The 16,629-nt window shown below is 62.3% G+C and carries 11 protein-coding genes; 6 read left to right on the top strand and 5 right to left on the bottom strand.

What is annotated here, in order from left to right:
* Window positions 1-19: 19 nt before the first annotated feature.
* From Q9Q94_RS09910 to Q9Q94_RS09930, 5 genes are all read left to right on the top strand, one after another.
* Complete coding sequence (locus Q9Q94_RS09910) at window positions 20-295, top strand: DUF2917 domain-containing protein (RefSeq protein ID WP_305979902.1); 276 nt, start codon at window positions 20-22, stop codon at window positions 293-295.
* Between the two features lie 485 nt (window positions 296-780).
* Window positions 781-3,837: a formate dehydrogenase-N subunit alpha gene (fdnG, locus tag Q9Q94_RS09915; RefSeq protein WP_305980281.1), complete on the top strand. Its 3,057-nt coding sequence runs from the start codon at window positions 781-783 to the stop codon at window positions 3,835-3,837.
* A 12-nt stretch (window positions 3,838-3,849) separates the two neighbouring features.
* Complete coding sequence (fdxH, locus tag Q9Q94_RS09920; protein ID WP_305979903.1) at window positions 3,850-4,752, top strand: formate dehydrogenase subunit beta; 903 nt, start codon at window positions 3,850-3,852, stop codon at window positions 4,750-4,752.
* Window positions 4,749-5,369, top strand: coding sequence for a formate dehydrogenase subunit gamma (locus Q9Q94_RS09925; RefSeq protein WP_305979904.1), 621 nt, complete (start codon window positions 4,749-4,751; stop codon window positions 5,367-5,369). The genes fdxH and Q9Q94_RS09925 overlap by 4 nt, the downstream gene beginning before the upstream one ends.
* A 305-nt stretch (window positions 5,370-5,674) precedes the next feature.
* Entirely contained in the window at window positions 5,675-6,547 is an 873-nt protein-coding gene (locus Q9Q94_RS09930; protein ID WP_305979905.1) for a formate dehydrogenase accessory protein FdhE, read from the top strand.
* Window positions 6,548-6,949: 402 nt separating this feature from the next.
* Here the strand turns inward: Q9Q94_RS09930 and Q9Q94_RS09935 are convergent, their stop codons facing one another.
* The 3 genes from Q9Q94_RS09935 to Q9Q94_RS09945 form a co-directional block, all read right to left on the bottom strand.
* Complete coding sequence (locus tag Q9Q94_RS09935; RefSeq protein WP_305979906.1) at window positions 6,950-7,498, bottom strand: transposase; 549 nt, start codon at window positions 7,496-7,498, stop codon at window positions 6,950-6,952.
* Between the two features lie 846 nt (window positions 7,499-8,344).
* Window positions 8,345-9,301 carry a hypothetical protein gene (locus tag Q9Q94_RS09940; protein ID WP_305979907.1) on the bottom strand — a complete coding sequence of 319 codons (957 nt, stop codon included), beginning with the start codon at window positions 9,299-9,301 and terminating at the stop codon, window positions 8,345-8,347.
* Between the two features lie 302 nt (window positions 9,302-9,603).
* Window positions 9,604-9,981 (bottom strand): PH domain-containing protein, encoded by a 378-nt coding sequence (locus tag Q9Q94_RS09945; RefSeq protein WP_305979908.1) that lies wholly within the window; start codon window positions 9,979-9,981, stop codon window positions 9,604-9,606.
* Between the two features lie 361 nt (window positions 9,982-10,342).
* On the opposite strand from Q9Q94_RS09945, the gene Q9Q94_RS09950 reads away from it, so the two are divergent.
* The gene (locus tag Q9Q94_RS09950) at window positions 10,343-11,377 is read left to right on the top strand and encodes a hypothetical protein (protein ID WP_305979909.1); all 1,035 of its coding nucleotides are present in this window, start codon (window positions 10,343-10,345) and stop codon (window positions 11,375-11,377) included.
* A gap of 244 nt (window positions 11,378-11,621) precedes the next feature.
* Here Q9Q94_RS09950 and acs read toward each other — a convergent pair whose 3' ends face one another.
* Entirely contained in the window at window positions 11,622-13,604 is a 1,983-nt protein-coding gene (gene acs, locus Q9Q94_RS09955) for an acetate--CoA ligase (RefSeq protein WP_305979910.1), read from the bottom strand.
* Window positions 13,605-13,940: 336 nt separating this feature from the next.
* A complete protein-coding gene (locus tag Q9Q94_RS09960) occupies window positions 13,941-16,625 on the bottom strand; it encodes a cation-transporting P-type ATPase (protein ID WP_305979911.1) in 2,685 nt (894 codons plus the stop codon).
* Window positions 16,626-16,629: the final 4 nt, after the last annotated feature.

Here is a 16,629-nt window from a genome sequence, read left to right on the forward strand (position 1 = left end):
GACACAAGAGGCGCAGAACATGCAAGATAAACTCGTCAATCAAACTCTCAACATCGCCCCCGGCCGACTCTGCGTGCTGACGGCCCGGCCAGGCCAGAGCCTGCATGTTCTAACCGGCCGGGTCTGGCTCACTGAAGCCGGTCGCCCCGTCGACATCATCCTTGAGGCCGGCGAGAGTCACATGCTGCGCAGTACCGGCAAGCTCCTGATCGAAGCCGCCACCAGCGCCCACCTGCATTGGCGCAGCACTGATCCTGTCGCGGTGCCGTACGCAAATCTGGCGCTGGCGGAGTGATGCCGACCTAAACATGATTCACCAAACCCTGCCCGCAGAGCCGCACCCAGCGGACATCTTCGGGCAGGCAGGCTGGCGAACAAGGACGGGCGCAGTTCTTCAGGCAGGATTACCTGCACGCCTTGCTGGATGCGAGTCTTGAGAGCACGGCCAGACCTATTCAGCCAACTCCACGAAACGTCCGCCACAAAGGCGGCTCGCGGCATCTCCCTCGATTCAGCCGCCGCAACTCCCCCCAACATCCGATGGCTCCATTCGGGCAAAAACCGTGACGGCTTGCTCGTTTTCAAAGACCCTCGTCTGCCTGCGCGCAGGTCCGCAACGCCTTCTGGTTTTCCGGGTTAACCAGCCTGTTCGCGACGAGTTCGATGGCATATAAGCAGGCAGTTGGCGGCGCCGGATAACGACCGGCCTCACCAGACCGGCATGCCGAAGCTCATTCAAGAGGGAACGTCATGAATACCAGAAAAACCTCCGCGCCCGCCCTGAAGGTCAACCGGCGGCAGTTCTTCAAGATTTCGGCAGCCGGGCTGGGCAGCACCAGTCTCGCCGTGGTGGGGCTGGCCCCCACCGATGCCCGCGCCGAAGTCCGCCAGTACAAGCTCACCCGCACCCGCGAAACCCGCAACACCTGCACCTACTGCTCGGTCGGCTGCGGCTTGCTGATGTACAGCCTAGGCGACGGGGCGAAAAACGCGAAAGCCGAAATCATCCACATCGAGGGCGACCCGGATCACCCGGTCAGTCGCGGCGCACTCTGCCCGAAGGGTGCGGCGCTGCTGGATTTCATCCACAGCCCAGGCCGCCTGAAATACCCGGAGGTACGCGAAGCCGGCAGCAAGGAATGGAAACGCATCAGCTGGCATGAAGCCATCGAACGCGTGGCCCGCCACATGAAGGCCGACCGCGACGCCAACATCATCGACAAGAACGCTGACGGCGTGCCGGTGAATCGCTGGGTGTCCACCGCGATGCTGACGGCCTCTGCCTCGTCGAATGAAACCGGCATCATCACCCAGAAATTCATGCGCTCACTGGGCATCATCGCCACCGATGCGCAGGCCCGTGTCTGCCACGGCCCCACCGTGTCGGCGCTGGCCTCCACCTTCGGGCGGGGCGCGATGACCAACAGCTGGGTCGACATCAAGAATGCCGACTTCATCCTGGTCATGGGCGGCAATGCCGCCGAAGCGCATCCGGTGGGCTTCCGCTGGGCCATCGAGGCCAAGAAGCAGCGCGGCGCCAAGCTGATCGTGGTTGACCCGCGTTTCAACCGCACCGCTTCGGTGGCAGATCAATACGTGCCGATCCGCGCCGGCTCGGACATCGTTTTCCTAGGCGGCATCATCAACTGGCTGATTGCCAACGACAAGATCCAGTGGGATTACGTCAAGGCCTTCACCAACGTCGGCGCCATCATCCAGGAAGGCTACGGCTTTGAAGAAGGTCTGTTCTCCGGCTATGACGCCGAGAAAGGCAAGTACGACCGCGCCAGCTGGAACTACGAACTGGATGGCAAAGGGCAGATCAAGACCGACCCGACCCTGGCGCATCCGCGTTGCGTATGGCAACTGCTCAAGCAGCACTACGCCCGCTACACCCCGGAGGTCGTCAGCAACCTCACCGGCAGCCCGCAGGAAGGTTTCCTGCAGGTCTGCAAACATCTAGGCGAGACCGCTGCACCCGACAAGGTCGGCACCATCCTCTACGCACTGGGCTGGACGCAGCACACCACCGGCGCGCAGAACATCCGCACCATGGCGATGATCCAGCTCCTGCTGGGTAACATCGGCATGCCCGGCGGCGGCGTGAATGCCCTGCGCGGCCACTCGAACATCCAGGGCCTGTCGGATCTCGGCCTGCTGTCGACTTCCCTGCCCGGCTACCTCACCCTGCCGAATGAAAAGGCCCACCCGGATCTCGCCACCTATCTGGCGCAGACCACCCCGAAAACGCTTGCCGAAGGCCAGCTCAATTACTGGAGCAACACCCCGAAATTCTTCGTCAGCCTGATGAAGTGGTTCTGGGGTGACAAGGCCACCCGCGAAAACAACTGGGGCTACGACTGGCTGCCCAAGTGGGACAAGATGTACGACGTGCTGCAGATCGTCGAGCTGATGCATCAGGGCAAGATGAATGGCTTCATCGTGCAGGGTTTCAATCCGCTGGCCTCCTTCCCGGACGCCAACAAGGTGTCCGCCGCCTTCTCCAAACTGAAGTACATGGTCATCATCGACCCGATCGCCACCGAAACCTCCACGTTCTGGCAGAACCACGGCGAAGCGAACAACGTCGACCCTGCCCAGATCCAGACCGAAGTCTTCCGCCTGCCCTCCACCTGTTTTGCCGAGGAAGACGGCGCCATCGTCAATTCCTCACGCTGGCTGCAGTGGCACTTCAAGGGCGCCGAGCCGCCGGGTGAAGCCAAGTCCGATCAGGAGATCATCGGCGAACTCTTCGTGGCCCTGCGCGAACTGTACCGCAAGGATGGCGGCAAGCTCGCCGACCCGATCCTCAACCTCTCGTGGGCCTATCGCGACCCGAAGAACCCGACGCCCGAAGAGCTGGCCAAGGAACTCAACGGCCGTGCGCTGGCCGACATTCCCGACCCCGCCGACAAGACCAAGGTGCTGGTGAAAAAGGGCGAGCAGCTGCCCGGCTTCGCCACCCTGCAGGACGACGGCTCCACCGCTTGTGCCTGCTGGATTTTCTCCGGCTGCTGGACGCAGGCCGGCAATCAGATGGCGCGGCGCGACAACACCGACACCGGCTTGGGCAACACCCCCGGCTGGGCCTGGGCCTGGCCTGCCAACCGGCGCATCCTCTACAACCGCGCTTCCTGCGATGTTGCCGGCAAGCCGTGGGATGCCAGCCGCAAGCTCATCGCCTGGAATGGCGAACGCTGGGCTGGCGGCGACGTGCCGGATTTCAAGGTTGACTCAGCCCCTGCCGCCGGCATGAATCCTTTCATCATGAATCCCGAAGGGGTTGGCCGCCTGTTCTGTGTCGACAAGCTCGTCGACGGCCCCTTCCCCGAGCACTACGAACCGATGGAGAGTCCGCTCGGCACCAACCCCATGCACCCCAAGGTGGTCAGCAGCCCGGCCGTGCGCATCTTCAAGAGCGACCGCGAGCGTCTGGGCACCCACACCGAGTTCCCCTTCGTGGCGACCACCTACCGGCTCACCGAGCACTTCCAGTTCTGGACCAAATCGGTGCGCCTGCTGGCCATTGCCCAGCCCGAGCAGTTCGTCGAAATCGGCGAAGCGCTGGCGAAAGACAAAGGCATTGTTCAGGGCGACTGGGTCAAGGTCAGCTCCAAGCGCGGTTTCATCAAGGCCCGCGCCGTAGTCACCAAGCGCATCGCTGCACTCACGGTGAACAAGCAGACCGTGCACCAGATCGGCATTCCGCTGCACTGGGGCTGGGAGACGGTCGCCAAAAAGGGCTACCTCACCAACACCTTGCCGCCGGCCGTGGGCGACTGCAACACGCAGACGCCCGAGTACAAGGCCTTCCTCGTCAATCTGGAAAAAGCGTAAGGAGGCCCGATCATGGCATTGCAATCGCTAGACATCCTGCGCCGCTCGGCCACCACCACGCCCTCCACCCAGGTGCGTGAGCCCATCGAAGTGGCCAAGCTCATCGACGTAACCACCTGCATCGGCTGCAAGGCCTGTCAGGTCGCCTGCTCGGAGTGGAACGACATCCGTGCCGACGTGGGCGAATGCGTCGGCGTGTATGACAACCCGACCGACCTCTCGGCCGAAGCCTGGACGGTGATGCGTTTCACCGAAACCGAAGAGAACGGCAAACTGGAATGGCTCATCCGCAAGGATGGCTGCATGCACTGCGCCGACCCGGGCTGCCTGAAAGCCTGTCCGTCGCCGGGCGCGATCATCCAGTACAAAAACGGCATCGTCGATTTCCACCAGGAAAACTGCATCGGCTGCGGCTACTGCGTCACCGGCTGCCCCTTCAACGTGCCACGCATCTCCAAGCTCGACAGCAAGGCCTACAAATGCTCGCTGTGCTCGGACCGCGTGGCCGTCGGCCAGGAGCCCGCCTGCGTGAAGACCTGCCCGACCGGCGCGATCCAGTTCGGCAGCAAGGAAGACATGAAGGAAGTCGCCGCCACCCGCATCACCGACCTGAAGCAGCGCGGCTTTGCCAACGCCGGCCTGTACGATCCGCAGGGTGTGGGCGGCACCCACGTCATGTACGTGCTGCATCACGCCGACAAACCCCAGCTCTACAGCAAGCTGCCCAAAGACCCCTCGGTCAGCCCACTCGTCTCGCTGTGGAAAGGCTTCGCCAAGCCGCTGGCCACGCTGGCCCTGGCCGGCGTCGCACTCGGCAGCCTGTTCCACTACGTGACCATGGGCCCGAACGAAGTCTCAAAGGAAACCGAAGACGAGATTGACCGGGAAGACAACGAGAAGGAAGGTGCGAAATGATCCGCGACCCGAAAGACCTGAAACGCTACACCGCGTCCGAGCGGGCCAACCACTGGGTGGTCGGCATCTGCTTCATCCTCCTCGCGCTCTCCGGACTGGCCTTCTTCCATCCGGCCTTCTTCCCGCTCACCCAGCTCTTCGGCGGGCCGGTGTGGGCGCGCATCCTGCACCCCTTCATCGGCATCCTGATGGCGGTTTCATTCCTGTCGATCTTCCTGCGCTTCCGCAAGCTCAACATCATGAATTCCGCGGATATCGAGTGGCTCAAGCGCGCGAAGGAAATGGTCAATGGCGACGACCACAACATGCCCGAGCAAGGCAAATACAACGGCGGGCAGAAAGCGCTGTTCTGGGTGCTGGCCGTCGGCATGCTGCTGATGACGGTGTCCGGCGTCCTGATCTGGCGTGCGTACTTCCACTTCGACATCACCGCCGTGCGCCTGGGCGCCGTGGTGCATGCCGGCGTGGCCGCCGTGATGATCGCCCTGATCTTCGTCCACGTGTATGCCGCCATCTGGGTGAAAGGCACCATCCGCGCCATGTGGTACGGCACCGTCACCCGCGCCTGGGCCAAGCAGCACCATCGTGCCTGGTACCGGCAGGTCACCGGCAAATAGGCGACAAGCAGGCAGGCATTGATCCGGCCGGTGATGTTCGAACTCCGTTCGGCCCGAGTGCGCCCGCAGGGCGTGTATCGAGGGCGGGGTCCGAGCCCCGGCACCGGGCCGGACACAGTCTGGTTTATCCTGAGATTGTCGAAAGCCCGGCTCTCGGCCCGAACGGCACTACGCACGCCAGGTTCAAACAAAGTTTCACCCGATCACTCAACGACATCCGAAACCCCGCTGGCATGAGCGCCCCGGCCTCGCCGCCCGCCCCATGCCAGCCCCCTCACCACTCATCACGCCAGTTCCCCCACCCGATGACGCCAGCGCACACCCCGCTTTCCTCCGCCCTCACCCCGCCCGCCATCCTGGCCCCCGCCACCACACTCTTCTCCACCCGCGCCGCCCGCATGCGGGCGCTGGCCAGTGGGCATGCGCTGGGTGACTGGCTCGCCTGGCTGGCCCGGCTTTTCGAGGCCCAACAAAACCTCGCGGAACAGCTGCCCGCCTTCACCCTGCCCATCGTCTCAGCACCGCAGATGCCGCTGCTCGCCGCGCACCGGGCCACCCTGCTCGCCCGCGCGAAAGAGATCCTTCCCCGGCTCGCGCAAAGCTTCCCGTCCGTAGCGATGCCCACAGGCGACGAACTCGACGCACGGCTCGCCGCCGGCCTCAGCCGCGCCGCGGCCCAGCCTGACACTGCCCCCGCCGAAGCGTGCGACTTCATCATCGCAGCCGCCCTGCAAGTGGTCTGGGCCGACGCCGCCCACCAGGCCCTGCCCGGCTTCCGCCAGCCCACGGCCGTGCCCGCCGCCGCATGCCCCTGCTGCGGCAGCGCGCCGCACGCCAGCCTCGTCTACGCCGGCGAAGGCAAGGACGGCCTGCGCTACCTCGAATGCAGCTTGTGCGCCACCCGCTGGAACGCCATCCGCGCACGCTGCACCCACTGCGACACGGGCGAAGTCGTCCAGTACTTCGGGCTCGAAGGCGGCAGCGAAGCCGTGCGCGCCGAAGCCTGCGACACTTGCCACAGCTACATCAAGACCTTCTTCCCGAAACACGACAGCCAGATCGACCCGCAAGCCGACGACCTCGCCACCCTGGCGCTGGACGTGCTGGTTGGCGAGCAAGGCTATGCACGCAGCACACCCAACCTCTTCCTTGGCGCAGGTGAAGCTGTCCCGGCCTGATTTGTCCGGCTGATCGCACCCACGCCCTGCGTGGGCGCGCAGCCTGGGACGCTCTGCACCTGCCTGCCCGTAGAGCCACTACTGGCGGACCTCTGCGGGCAGGCAGGCTGGTAATCAAGGATGGGAGCGGGTCTTCAGGCAGGCCGGCCTGCAGGCCACGCCGGATGCGGGTCTTGAGAAACTAACAAAAAACCGCCGGAGTGGCGGTTTTTCATTCAAGGTCATGCGCTTGGCGCGAATCCATTCAATCTGTAGGGTGCGCATTGCGCACCAATCCAGAATTTCATCCCCAAACGGACTGGTTAAGGATGTTAAGCGGATGCAAACGCCAGTTCCGCGTGCGCGGTGCGCACCCTACCCGGTTACACGCGGCTCGCTTGCCCGCGCGAATCAAGTGACGCGCTACTCGTCGAACCGATATTCCGGCAACTCCGCATCGCCGCCCGCCCAATCCACCGGATACACCCCGGCGCGCACGAGGCGGTGAAAGGTGGAATGCGGCCATTCCGCCACGGCGCCCACCAAGCCGTGTTTCACCGGATTGATGTGCACGTAATCCATGTGTGCAGCGTAATCCGCATCGTCGCGGATTTGGTGTTCCCAGAAACGGCGTTGCCATAGCGTCGATTCGCGTCGGGCAATGCGCGAGGCATTGCGCCATTCGGCCCGTTCGTAATCCGTCGCCACGGCGCGGGTGACAAGTAGTTTGATACGCCCCCAGCGCCGCCCAAAATCCGCGTCACCCGGCGGCAGCGTCCAGATGCAATGGAGATGATCCGGCAACAGCACCCAGGCATCAATGGCAAAAGGCATATCCGCCCGCACCCGCCGCACGGCATCGCGCAAAGCCACACGCAAAGGGTCATCGGTAAGGATGCGTTGGCGGCGGTGCATCACCACCGTGAAGAAGAAGGTAGCACCGGCAGCATTTGAACGACGGTAGCTCGACATGGATCAGCCGCAACGCGGAAAGCGCCGATCATCGCCACCCACACGCCCTCTCGCAAGCCGTCCGGAAGGACGCCACGCAGCACATGCCAAAAACGTAGGGTGCGCATTGCGCACCAATCCCAACCATCCACCCACCGTCGGCCGCTTGAAGGGGATCGTGCGAGAACGGACGCGGGGTCAGCGTGCGCGGTGAGCACCCTACCTGGCTGGCGCGAATCGATTCAATCTGTAGGGTGCGCATTGCGCACCAATCCCAACAATCCAACCACCGTCGGGTCGCTTGAAGGGCATCGTGCGAGAACGGACGCGGGGTCAGCGTGCGCGGTGCGCACCCTACCAGGTTTTGAGAAAGCGGACGTTCAACGTGAAAGTGAGGGGCGTCCGGAGCACGAAGCACGGAGGGAACCTGCAAGCGCAGCTTGCAGGCTGTCCCTCTCTACTGAATGGTTAGGCCTTAGATTGATCACTACTCACCGCTAGTGTTGGTCCTTACGTTCAATTTCCACCGAATCCTCCCTTGAGCCTGGGTGTGCTGGTGGTGGTTCTGCGGGGGAAATGGATCGTTTTCATTGGAAGTAATTTCCCGATTGCAGCCTAGGCAAATATAAATTCCAGAGACAGGAACTGTGTCACCTGGCTCATACGTACTCTTCCACCATGGCTGCGTCGGCTCAATTTTCTTTAAAACAGAGTGATTGGCGTAGTTTGACAATTGTTTCTCCCTTGCATTGTTGTAGGTGAGGCTGTTGCAAATTTTCTGCGGCCTAGCGTAGAAGTGAGGGGCGGCCGGAGCGAAGCGTAGGGAACCACAAGCGCAGCTTGTGGCCGTCCCTCTCGACTGCCGGGTTAGCCCGGAAACTTGAGGCTATATTGGCCGTCATCTTCCAATGGAGTCGCTTTGTGAATAATGATCGTTGGTCGCTTCTCTGCGACCAGACGCTGCTTTGTCAGGCGGCTTACTGTTCCCTCGATGACGCATTTGAGAAAAAGGGCATATTTGAAACGTCTTACATTGCCGAAATCTGGAATGCAGTTAAGAACATGGCCCTCGTACTCAAAGCCAACTGAATTTGACGCTTCGCTACCACGGATCAACTTTCCTTCAAGTTTAACCGTCTTCCCGTGCTCCAGCTCCGGAAACAGGAAGTCCTCATCTGCATCTAAGGTATCTTCTGAGAACAAAATTTTGTCGATTTCGCCCACAGTTACTTCTTCGCAAACTCCGCCCTTCATTACACCAATTGATAAAGTTCTTTCGGCTCTAACGACCGTCGTCATTTTTACGATCAAACGCTGCGGTATCGATGCGTACCAATTGAAGAACTCTGTAGGAATAAATAAAACTTCTCCTGCATCGTTTGGGATTCCAACTTCATTTCCATTCTCCCGCCAAAGGACATTTTGTGTTTCCCATCCTTTAGACTTTTTTGTGTGCTTTACCAAGCGCACAAGATATTGCATTGCACTCATGGATTTTTTTAGGACATCTTTGAGGCCAATATCCTTGCAATCGTTTTCAGCCATTTTCTCTCCGGCCTTTTTGAGATAGGAGAGCGCAAACGTACCTGCTCCGGCCCCCATGGCACCAAGAACAATTGCAATCCACGATCCGCCCTCGGTTCTAACCGGAATTTCGTAGTCCAGTTTTGCGAACTCGGTCGATTGTTTTTCATTAAAAAAACGTAGTGCCTCGTCAAGCCCAATTAGTGCCATGCCTGCGCTTCCGGCGTCTATGACGCCATGCGGCACAGCGCTTCCTGAGTATTTGATGAATCCGACATCTTCGTGAGCGAGATCATTCATAGAGGCACTTTAGTAAGAGGGCTAACGTTAAATTTGAACAGCAATATTGCGCCATAGCTTGCCGATCTGTTGTACAACCTGCCAAGCGTAAACTCATGGAGACCCGCTCAGCGTCTGCGTCTGCGTCTCCACAATACTGCCGCATCTCTTTCGACTTACTAAACCGGCAGAAAAAGCAGCAGTGGCGAACGGTAGCTTTTGAGCGCCAGCCTAAACCGTCCGCTCCTGGCCGACACCTGCTAGACCGCGATCGACAAAATATAAATGGTTTTTAACCCATTTAAATCAAAGCGTCCCTAAGCTCACCCCAGCACATGCGTAGCCAGCACCTGCTGCAGGTCGTAGATATTCACTTTCTTATTGAATTTCTTTGAAATCGGCTCGGGGTCGCTGCCGACCCAGATTTTCAGTTCGGCATCCAGATCGAAGGTGCCGGCGGTTTCGATGCTGAATTTGGTGATCTTGCTGTAGGGCACGGACAGGTAATCGATCTTGCTGCCGGTGAAGCCCTGGATATCGACGAGGATCAGGCGCTTGCTGGTGAACACGAAGGTGTCGCGCAGCACGACGAAACCGATTTCGATGGATTCATTCTCGACCAGCAGGCGGCCATAGTCGGCGGCGAGTTTGTCGGGTGGCACGACGCCGGCATTGCCGAGCAGGCCAGACAGGATTCCCATGCGGCGTCTCCTTGCAGTTGTGTTCGCGGGCTCTGCGGCCGGTTGCTTGCCATCGCGCAGCGGGCGCTGCGAATGCTTACGGGATTCTAGGACTGCGCAAGGTCTTGCGGGGAAGATGGATACCGATCCAGATCAAGAATGCCGGATAAATGCGCGGGAACGTGAATTGCATCACGCTGCGCAGGGCCTGCTGCGGGCATGACGGGCCCGAGACAGATGATTGTTTGGGGCCGCAGTCGCCAGACGTGGCTGGGTGGCCGGATGTTTCGCCGCGCCAGCCGAGGAGTGGCGGCACGCTGCGGGCCAGCCCGGGTAAAATGCGGCCCCGACTCAGCCCCCTCTTTTTGCCCCTGTGCCCGCAATGAATCCCAAGCTTCGCAAGACCCTGAAAGTGGCGACCATCGCCTTTGCCGCAATTGGCATCTTCCTGTGCGTGGTGATCGCACTGGCCATGCTGAGCGACCGAAACAAGTCCGCCGAGCTGGATGCTGACACGCGCCTGCTCACCGACATTTACGCCGGCACCGGCACGCGCTTCGGGCTGGTCTCCCGCTATGTGGACACGGTGATGAACCGGCCGACCGTGCATCACCAGCTGCTGCAGTTGCTGGCGCACGAGGATTCGCCGGACGGCAAGCGCCAGCTGCTGGTGATCGGCTACCGCGAAATGCGCCCGGAGATCAGCACCAAGATTGAAACCGGCAGTGTGGATATCGCCAAAATGGCGGCAGCGGGCACGCTGGACATGCTGGTCGATGTGGAAAATACCGCCTGGTACGTGATGGCGAGCTTGCGCGAGAAGAAGAACGGCGAATGGGTCGAAGTCGCCAGCCAGAGCGGCATCCTCCCCGGCGAGCTGGGCGAGACGCCGCCGGTGGTGAGCTTTCCGAAACTGTCGGCCAAGCAGGCGGGCTTCAGCCTGCGCAACAGCAGCGGCGAAGAGCAGTATTACCAGCGGCAGGGGCAGGACTTCGTCAGCGTGCTGCACCTTACAACCCGACTCGACGATCTGGACAGCTGCCTCGCCTATCGCAGCGAGAAACGCGCGGAGGAAACCGCGGCTAGCGAAAGCGCGGCGGAGAAAGCCCGGCAAGCGGCCTCTGCGCCGGCAAGCGAGGAGAACGCAGAGGCAGAGGACGAAGAAGGCATGGTCGAAACCGAACCGGATTTCTGGTGCGTGAAGGCCAGCCTGCAGGTCAACAGGCTGGATTCGATCAGCCACGGCTACCATGACATCGAAGTGCTCGCCGAGGGTGAAGGCGCGGCACGTCAGCCGATGAAAAAGCGTTACATGCTGCGTTACATGCCGCGCTACAAGGTTTACGGTTTTGGCGAAGGCCCGAACCACACCGCACTCAGCGACGTGATGAGCGATTTCGCAGCAGCGCTGCCCTGAGCCGGCGCGTATAGGCAAGCGCGCCACAGGTGCGCGCAGCCCCCTCGCACAGCCGCATGGGGCGGGCCTGTGCAGCCACCCTGCCCGCTGGGCCTCACAGGGCGCGGCTCTGCAGGCACACCTTCCGGAGAGTGCCGCCGGGAGCGGCTCTGCAGGCATGCCACAAACCAGCCCGCAGGTCTGCGCAATGGAAAGCGGGGCAAGCGCTTCCGCCCTTGCCCCGCCGGTATCCGACCACAGAAGGTCAGGCCGAATGCTTGAGCTGCTCCAGAATCGCGGGATTCTCGAGAGTGGAAACGTCCTGGGTGATTTCCTCGCCCTTGGCCAACGCCCTCAGCAGGCGGCGCATGATCTTGCCGGAGCGGGTCTTGGGCAGGTTGTCGCCGAAGCGGATGTCCTTGGGCTTGGCAATCGGGCCGATTTCCTTGGCCACCCAGTCCTGCAGCTGCTTGATCATGGCCTTGGCGGCGTCGCCCGTCGGGCGGACCTGTTTCAGCACCACGAAGGCGCAGATGGCCTCGCCGGTCAGGTCGTCCGGGCGCCCCACTACCGCGGCTTCTGCCACCAGCGGATTGGCTACCAGCGCGGATTCGATTTCCATGGTGCCCATGCGGTGGCCGGAAACGTTCAGCACATCGTCGATGCGGCCCATGATGGTGAAGTTGCCAGTCTTGGCGTCGCGCATGGCGCCATCGCCAGCCAGATACAGGCGGCCGCCGAGGTCGTCGGGGTAGTAGCTCTTGCGGAAGCGGTCCGGATCGCCGTAGATGGTGCGGATCATCGACGGCCAGGGTTTCTTGACGACGAGGAAGCCGCCCTTGCCCCATTCCACATCGTGGCCGGTTTCATCCACGATGGCGGCCTGGATGCCGGGGAACGGCAGGGTGCAGGAGCCCGGCACCAGCGGCGTGACGCCGGGCAGCGGAGTGATCATGTGGCCGCCGGTTTCGGTCTGCCAGAAGGTATCCGCAATCGGGCAGCGCGAGCCGCCGATCTGCTCGTAGTACCACATCCAGGCTTCGGGGTTGATTGGCTCGCCGACCGAACCGAGCAGGCGCAGGGAATCGAGCTTGTAGTTCTTCGGATGCACTTTCGGATCAACATCCGACGCCTTGATCAGCGCGCGGATGGCGGTGGGCGCGGTGTAGAACACGCTGACCTTGTGCTTCTCGATGGTCTGCCAGAAACGCCCGGCATCCGGATACGTGGGCACGCCCTCGAACACGATTTCGGTGGCGCCGCAGGCCAGCGGGCCATAGGTGATGTAGGTGTGACCCGTGACCCAGCCGATATCGGCGGTGCACCAGAAGGTGTCTTCGGGCTTGATGTCGAAGGTCCACTTCATGGTCAGGATGGCATGCAGCAGGTAGCCGCCGGTGGAGTGCTGCACGCCCTTCGGTTTGCCGGTGGAGCCGGAGGTGTAGAGCAGGAACAGCGGGTGCTCGGCGCCGACCCATTCGGGCTCGCAGCTCGCCGACTGGTTGGCGATCAGCTCGTTGAGGAAAACGTCGCGGCCTTCCTGCATCGGGATCTGCGCGCCGGTGCGGCGATACACGATCTGGGTATGGATGCTTTCGCAGCCGCCCATCGCCAGCGCTTCGTCGATGACGCTCTTGAGGCCCAGGCTCTTGCCGCTGCGACATTGCTCGTCGGCGGTGATCACGGCAATCGCGCCGGCGTCGATGATGCGTTCATGCACGCTCTTGGCGGAGAAACCGCCGAACACCACCGAGTGCACCGCACCGATGCGCGCGCAGGCCTGCATGGCCGCCACGCCTTCGATCGACATCGGCATGTAGATGATGACGCGGTCGCCCTTCTTGATGCCGCGCGACTTGAGGCCGTTGGCAAATTTGCAGACCAGCGTGTGCAGCTCGCGGTAGGTGACCTTGGTGGCGGTGCCGTCGTCGGCCTCGAAAATGATTGCGACCTTGTCGGCGTTACCGTTCTCAAGGTTGCGATCCAGACAGTTGTACGAAACATTCAGCGTGCCATCGGCGAACCAGTGATAGAACGGCGCTTCGGATTCGTCCAGGCTCTGGGTGAACGGGGTTTTCCAGCTCACGTGCTCGCGGGCCAGACGGGCCCAGTAACCGGCGTAGTCGGTTTCGGCTTCCTTGCACAAGGCCTCGTAAGCAGCCATGCCGGAAATCGTGGCGCGCGCCACCGTCTCTGCGGACGGCTGGAATACGCGGGTTTCCTGCATCACGGAATTGATTGCGCTCATCTCTCTGTGTCTCCATTGGGTTTTGTGCGTGCTTCCCTCGGGATCGCGCGGGCGTAGACCCTGAGAGGTGCAGCGATGCTAGCGCACCGCCGGGCGTTTGATCATTGTCAATACCCCTTATGTCCAAAGGTGCATACAAACTTGGCGGCACACACGGCAGACACACGCCGGAACCGGTGCGAAGGGCTCTTCCGGGCAGATTCGGCCAGCGCAGCACCCTGCTGGAGACCCGCTTCTGGCGGGCGTCTTGAGGCGTACCTCCTGAACCCGCAAGCCCCATGCGGCTGTAGCGGGATGCTGCCCGCAAAGCCTTGTCCGGGGCCGCTCTTCAGGCAGTCATCGACGCCAGCGTGCCACCAGGACCTTTTCGCTTTCCACCACCAGCAGAATCAGCAGACCGCCCAGCGCAATGCGTCCCCAGCTGGCCAGCGACACATCGCCGGTGCCAAACCAGGTCTGCAGCCACGGAACATAGGTGAAGGCCAGCTGCAGGCTCATGACGATGGCGATGCTGATCCAGGCTGGCCGGTTGCCGAAAATGCCTTCCAGCGACAGTACGCTGCGCTCCAGATCACGACAGTTGAGTAGGTAGGCAACCTCACCCACCACGACCATGTTCACCGCCACCGTGCGTGCGCTGGCCAGACTGGCTCCGGCAGCCAGCTCCCAGCGGAACAGGATCAGTGCAGCCGCCGTCATCAGACTGGTAACGATCAGGATGCGCCAGCCGAGAAAACCGGTCAGCAGCGGCTCGGCCGGATCACGCGGCGGGCGCTGCATGCTGCCGGCAACCACGGGCAGGAAGGCCAGTGACAGCGACAACGTGACTTCGGTGACCATGTTCACCCACAGTATCTGCACCGGCGTGATCGGCATCTGCATGCCCAGCAGCATCGCCACGAGGATGGCGCCGGCTTCGCCACCGTTGGTGGGCAGAATGTAGAGGATGGCCTTGCGGATGTTTTCATAGACCGTGCGCCCTTCTTCCACGGCATGGCTGATGGAGGCGAAGTTGTCGTCAGCCAGCACCATTTCGGCGGCTTCCTTGGCCACCTCGGTACCCTTCTGCCCCATTGCCACGCCCACGCTGGCACGCTTGAGCGCCGGCGCATCGTTCACGCCGTCTCCGGTCATCGCGACGACTTCGCCGCGCGCCTGCAGCGCTTCGACCAGACGTAGCTTGTGCGCCGGGCTGGCGCGCGCAAAGATGTCCGTCTGCTGGGCTGCGTCGCGCAGCTCTTCGTCGTTCATGGCCTCGATCTGGGCGCCGGTCAGGCTGCGGAATTCCGGCTCGCCCAACCCGAGCTGCTGGCCGATGGCACGCGCGGTGATGGCATGGTCGCCGGTGATCATCTTGACGCGAATGCCGGCGTCGCGACACAGCGCCACGGAGCGCTGCGCCTCCTCGCGCGGCGGGTCGATGATGCCAACGAGGCCGAGCAGGACGAAGTCATTGCCGAGTGTTTCGAGCGGCAGTTCAGCCTGTGCTGCATCAGGCATCGCACTGGCCAGCGCCAGCACGCGCAGCCCCTGACTGGCGAGCTTGTCGTTCTGCGCCTCCCAGCGCGGCAGATCTAGCGGCACATCACCGGCCAGCGTGCGTTGCAGTCTGCACCGGGCCAGCACGGCTTCCGGTGCGCCCTTCAGGTAAATCGCCGTGTCATGCAGGGTGGCCATGAAGCGGTTTTCTGCGGCGAACGGGATCACGTCGCGGCGTGGAGCACGGGCGTCTTCAGCCGCCTGTTGCAAGCCGGCCTTCATCGCCAGGGCACACAGCGAACCTTCGGTCGGGTCGCCCTGCAGACGCCACTGCGCGCCGTCGGCATGCACCTGAGCGTCGTTGCACAGCAGCCCGGCCCGCGCCAGTTCGCCCAGCACGGCGTATTCACGTGGCTCGATGCGCTGGCCGTCAAGATGGATACCGCCCTCCGGCCCGTAGCCTACGCCACCGACCTCGAACAGATGCTCGCTGGTGGCCACGCGTTGCACGGTCATCTCGTTGCGGGTCAGGGTTCCGGTCTTGTCGGTGCAGATTACCGTGACCGAACCCAGCGTTTCGACCGCCGGCAGGCGCCGCACGATAGCATTACGCCGCGCCATGCGCTGTACGCCGATGGCGAGCGTGATGGTCACGATGGCCGGCAGCCCCTCCGGAATCGCCGCCACGGCAATCCCCACCGCCACCATGAACATCTCGCCCCAGCTGTAATGCCCCAGCCATACGCCGCAGACGAAGGCCACCGCGGCCAGTATCGCGATGGCGACGGTGAGCACGCGCGAGAACTGCGCCATTTTGCGCAGCATGGGCGTATCGATTTCCTCGACACTGGCGAGCATGGCGCTGATCTGGCCGATCTCGGTGCGGGAGCCGGTCTCCACCACCAGCCCCCGGCCGGCGCCATACACCACCAGGGTGCCGGAGAAGGCCATGCACAGCCGGTCTCCCGGCACACTCTCGGCAGACACAGGCTGCAGGCTCTTCTCCACGGGCATGGCTTCACCGGTCAGGGCGGACTCCTCGATGCGCAGGTTCTTCGCTTCGAGCAGGCGCAGATCGGCCGGCACACGATCCCCCTCAGCCAGCAACACGATGTCACCGGGCACCAGATCAGCCGCATCCACGCTCTGGCGCTGTCCATCGCGCAGCACTGCGGCCGTGGGCGTGAGCATGGAGCGGATGGCCTCCAGCGCGGCTTCGGCCTTGCCTTCCTGGATGAAGCCAATCAACGCATTGAGGATGGTCACCCCGACAATCACACCGGCATCAACGTAGTGCCCGAGCAGCAGGGTGACTACGCCAGCGCCCAGCAGCACCAGCACCAGCACATTGTTGAACTGGGCGAAGAAGCGCAGCCAGGCGGAGCGCCGCAGCGGCGGTGGCAGCAGATTGGGGCCGTGTACAAGAAGGCGTTCGCTCACGGCGGTGGCGGACAAGCCGGACGGGGTGGCATCAAGGGTCTGCATGGCGGCGTCAGCCGTCTGTGCATGCCAGACAGAGGGCTTCGCACTTTCCTTGTTCATATTG

The organism is Uliginosibacterium sp. 31-16 (assembly GCF_030730865.1).
Taxonomy (GTDB): Bacteria; Pseudomonadota; Gammaproteobacteria; order Burkholderiales; family Rhodocyclaceae; genus Uliginosibacterium.

Excerpts from the sequence above, each read along its gene's own strand:
- Q9Q94_RS09910 (WP_305979902.1), top strand. The coding sequence starts at position 20 with ATGCAAGATAAACTCGTCAATCAAACTCTCAACATCGCCCCCGGCCGA.
- fdxH (WP_305979903.1), top strand. The coding sequence starts at position 3,850 with ATGGCATTGCAATCGCTAGACATCCTGCGCCGCTCGGCCACCACCACG.
- Q9Q94_RS09925 (WP_305979904.1), top strand. The coding sequence starts at position 4,749 with ATGATCCGCGACCCGAAAGACCTGAAACGCTACACCGCGTCCGAGCGG.
- Q9Q94_RS09930 (WP_305979905.1), top strand. The coding sequence starts at position 5,675 with ATGACGCCAGCGCACACCCCGCTTTCCTCCGCCCTCACCCCGCCCGCC.
- Q9Q94_RS09935 (WP_305979906.1), bottom strand. The coding sequence starts at position 7,498 with ATGTCGAGCTACCGTCGTTCAAATGCTGCCGGTGCTACCTTCTTCTTC.
- Q9Q94_RS09940 (WP_305979907.1), bottom strand. The coding sequence starts at position 9,301 with ATGAATGATCTCGCTCACGAAGATGTCGGATTCATCAAATACTCAGGA.
- Q9Q94_RS09945 (WP_305979908.1), bottom strand. The coding sequence starts at position 9,981 with ATGGGAATCCTGTCTGGCCTGCTCGGCAATGCCGGCGTCGTGCCACCC.
- Q9Q94_RS09950 (WP_305979909.1), top strand. The coding sequence starts at position 10,343 with ATGAATCCCAAGCTTCGCAAGACCCTGAAAGTGGCGACCATCGCCTTT.
- acs (WP_305979910.1), bottom strand. The coding sequence starts at position 13,604 with ATGAGCGCAATCAATTCCGTGATGCAGGAAACCCGCGTATTCCAGCCG.
- Q9Q94_RS09960 (WP_305979911.1), bottom strand. The coding sequence starts at position 16,625 with ATGAACAAGGAAAGTGCGAAGCCCTCTGTCTGGCATGCACAGACGGCT.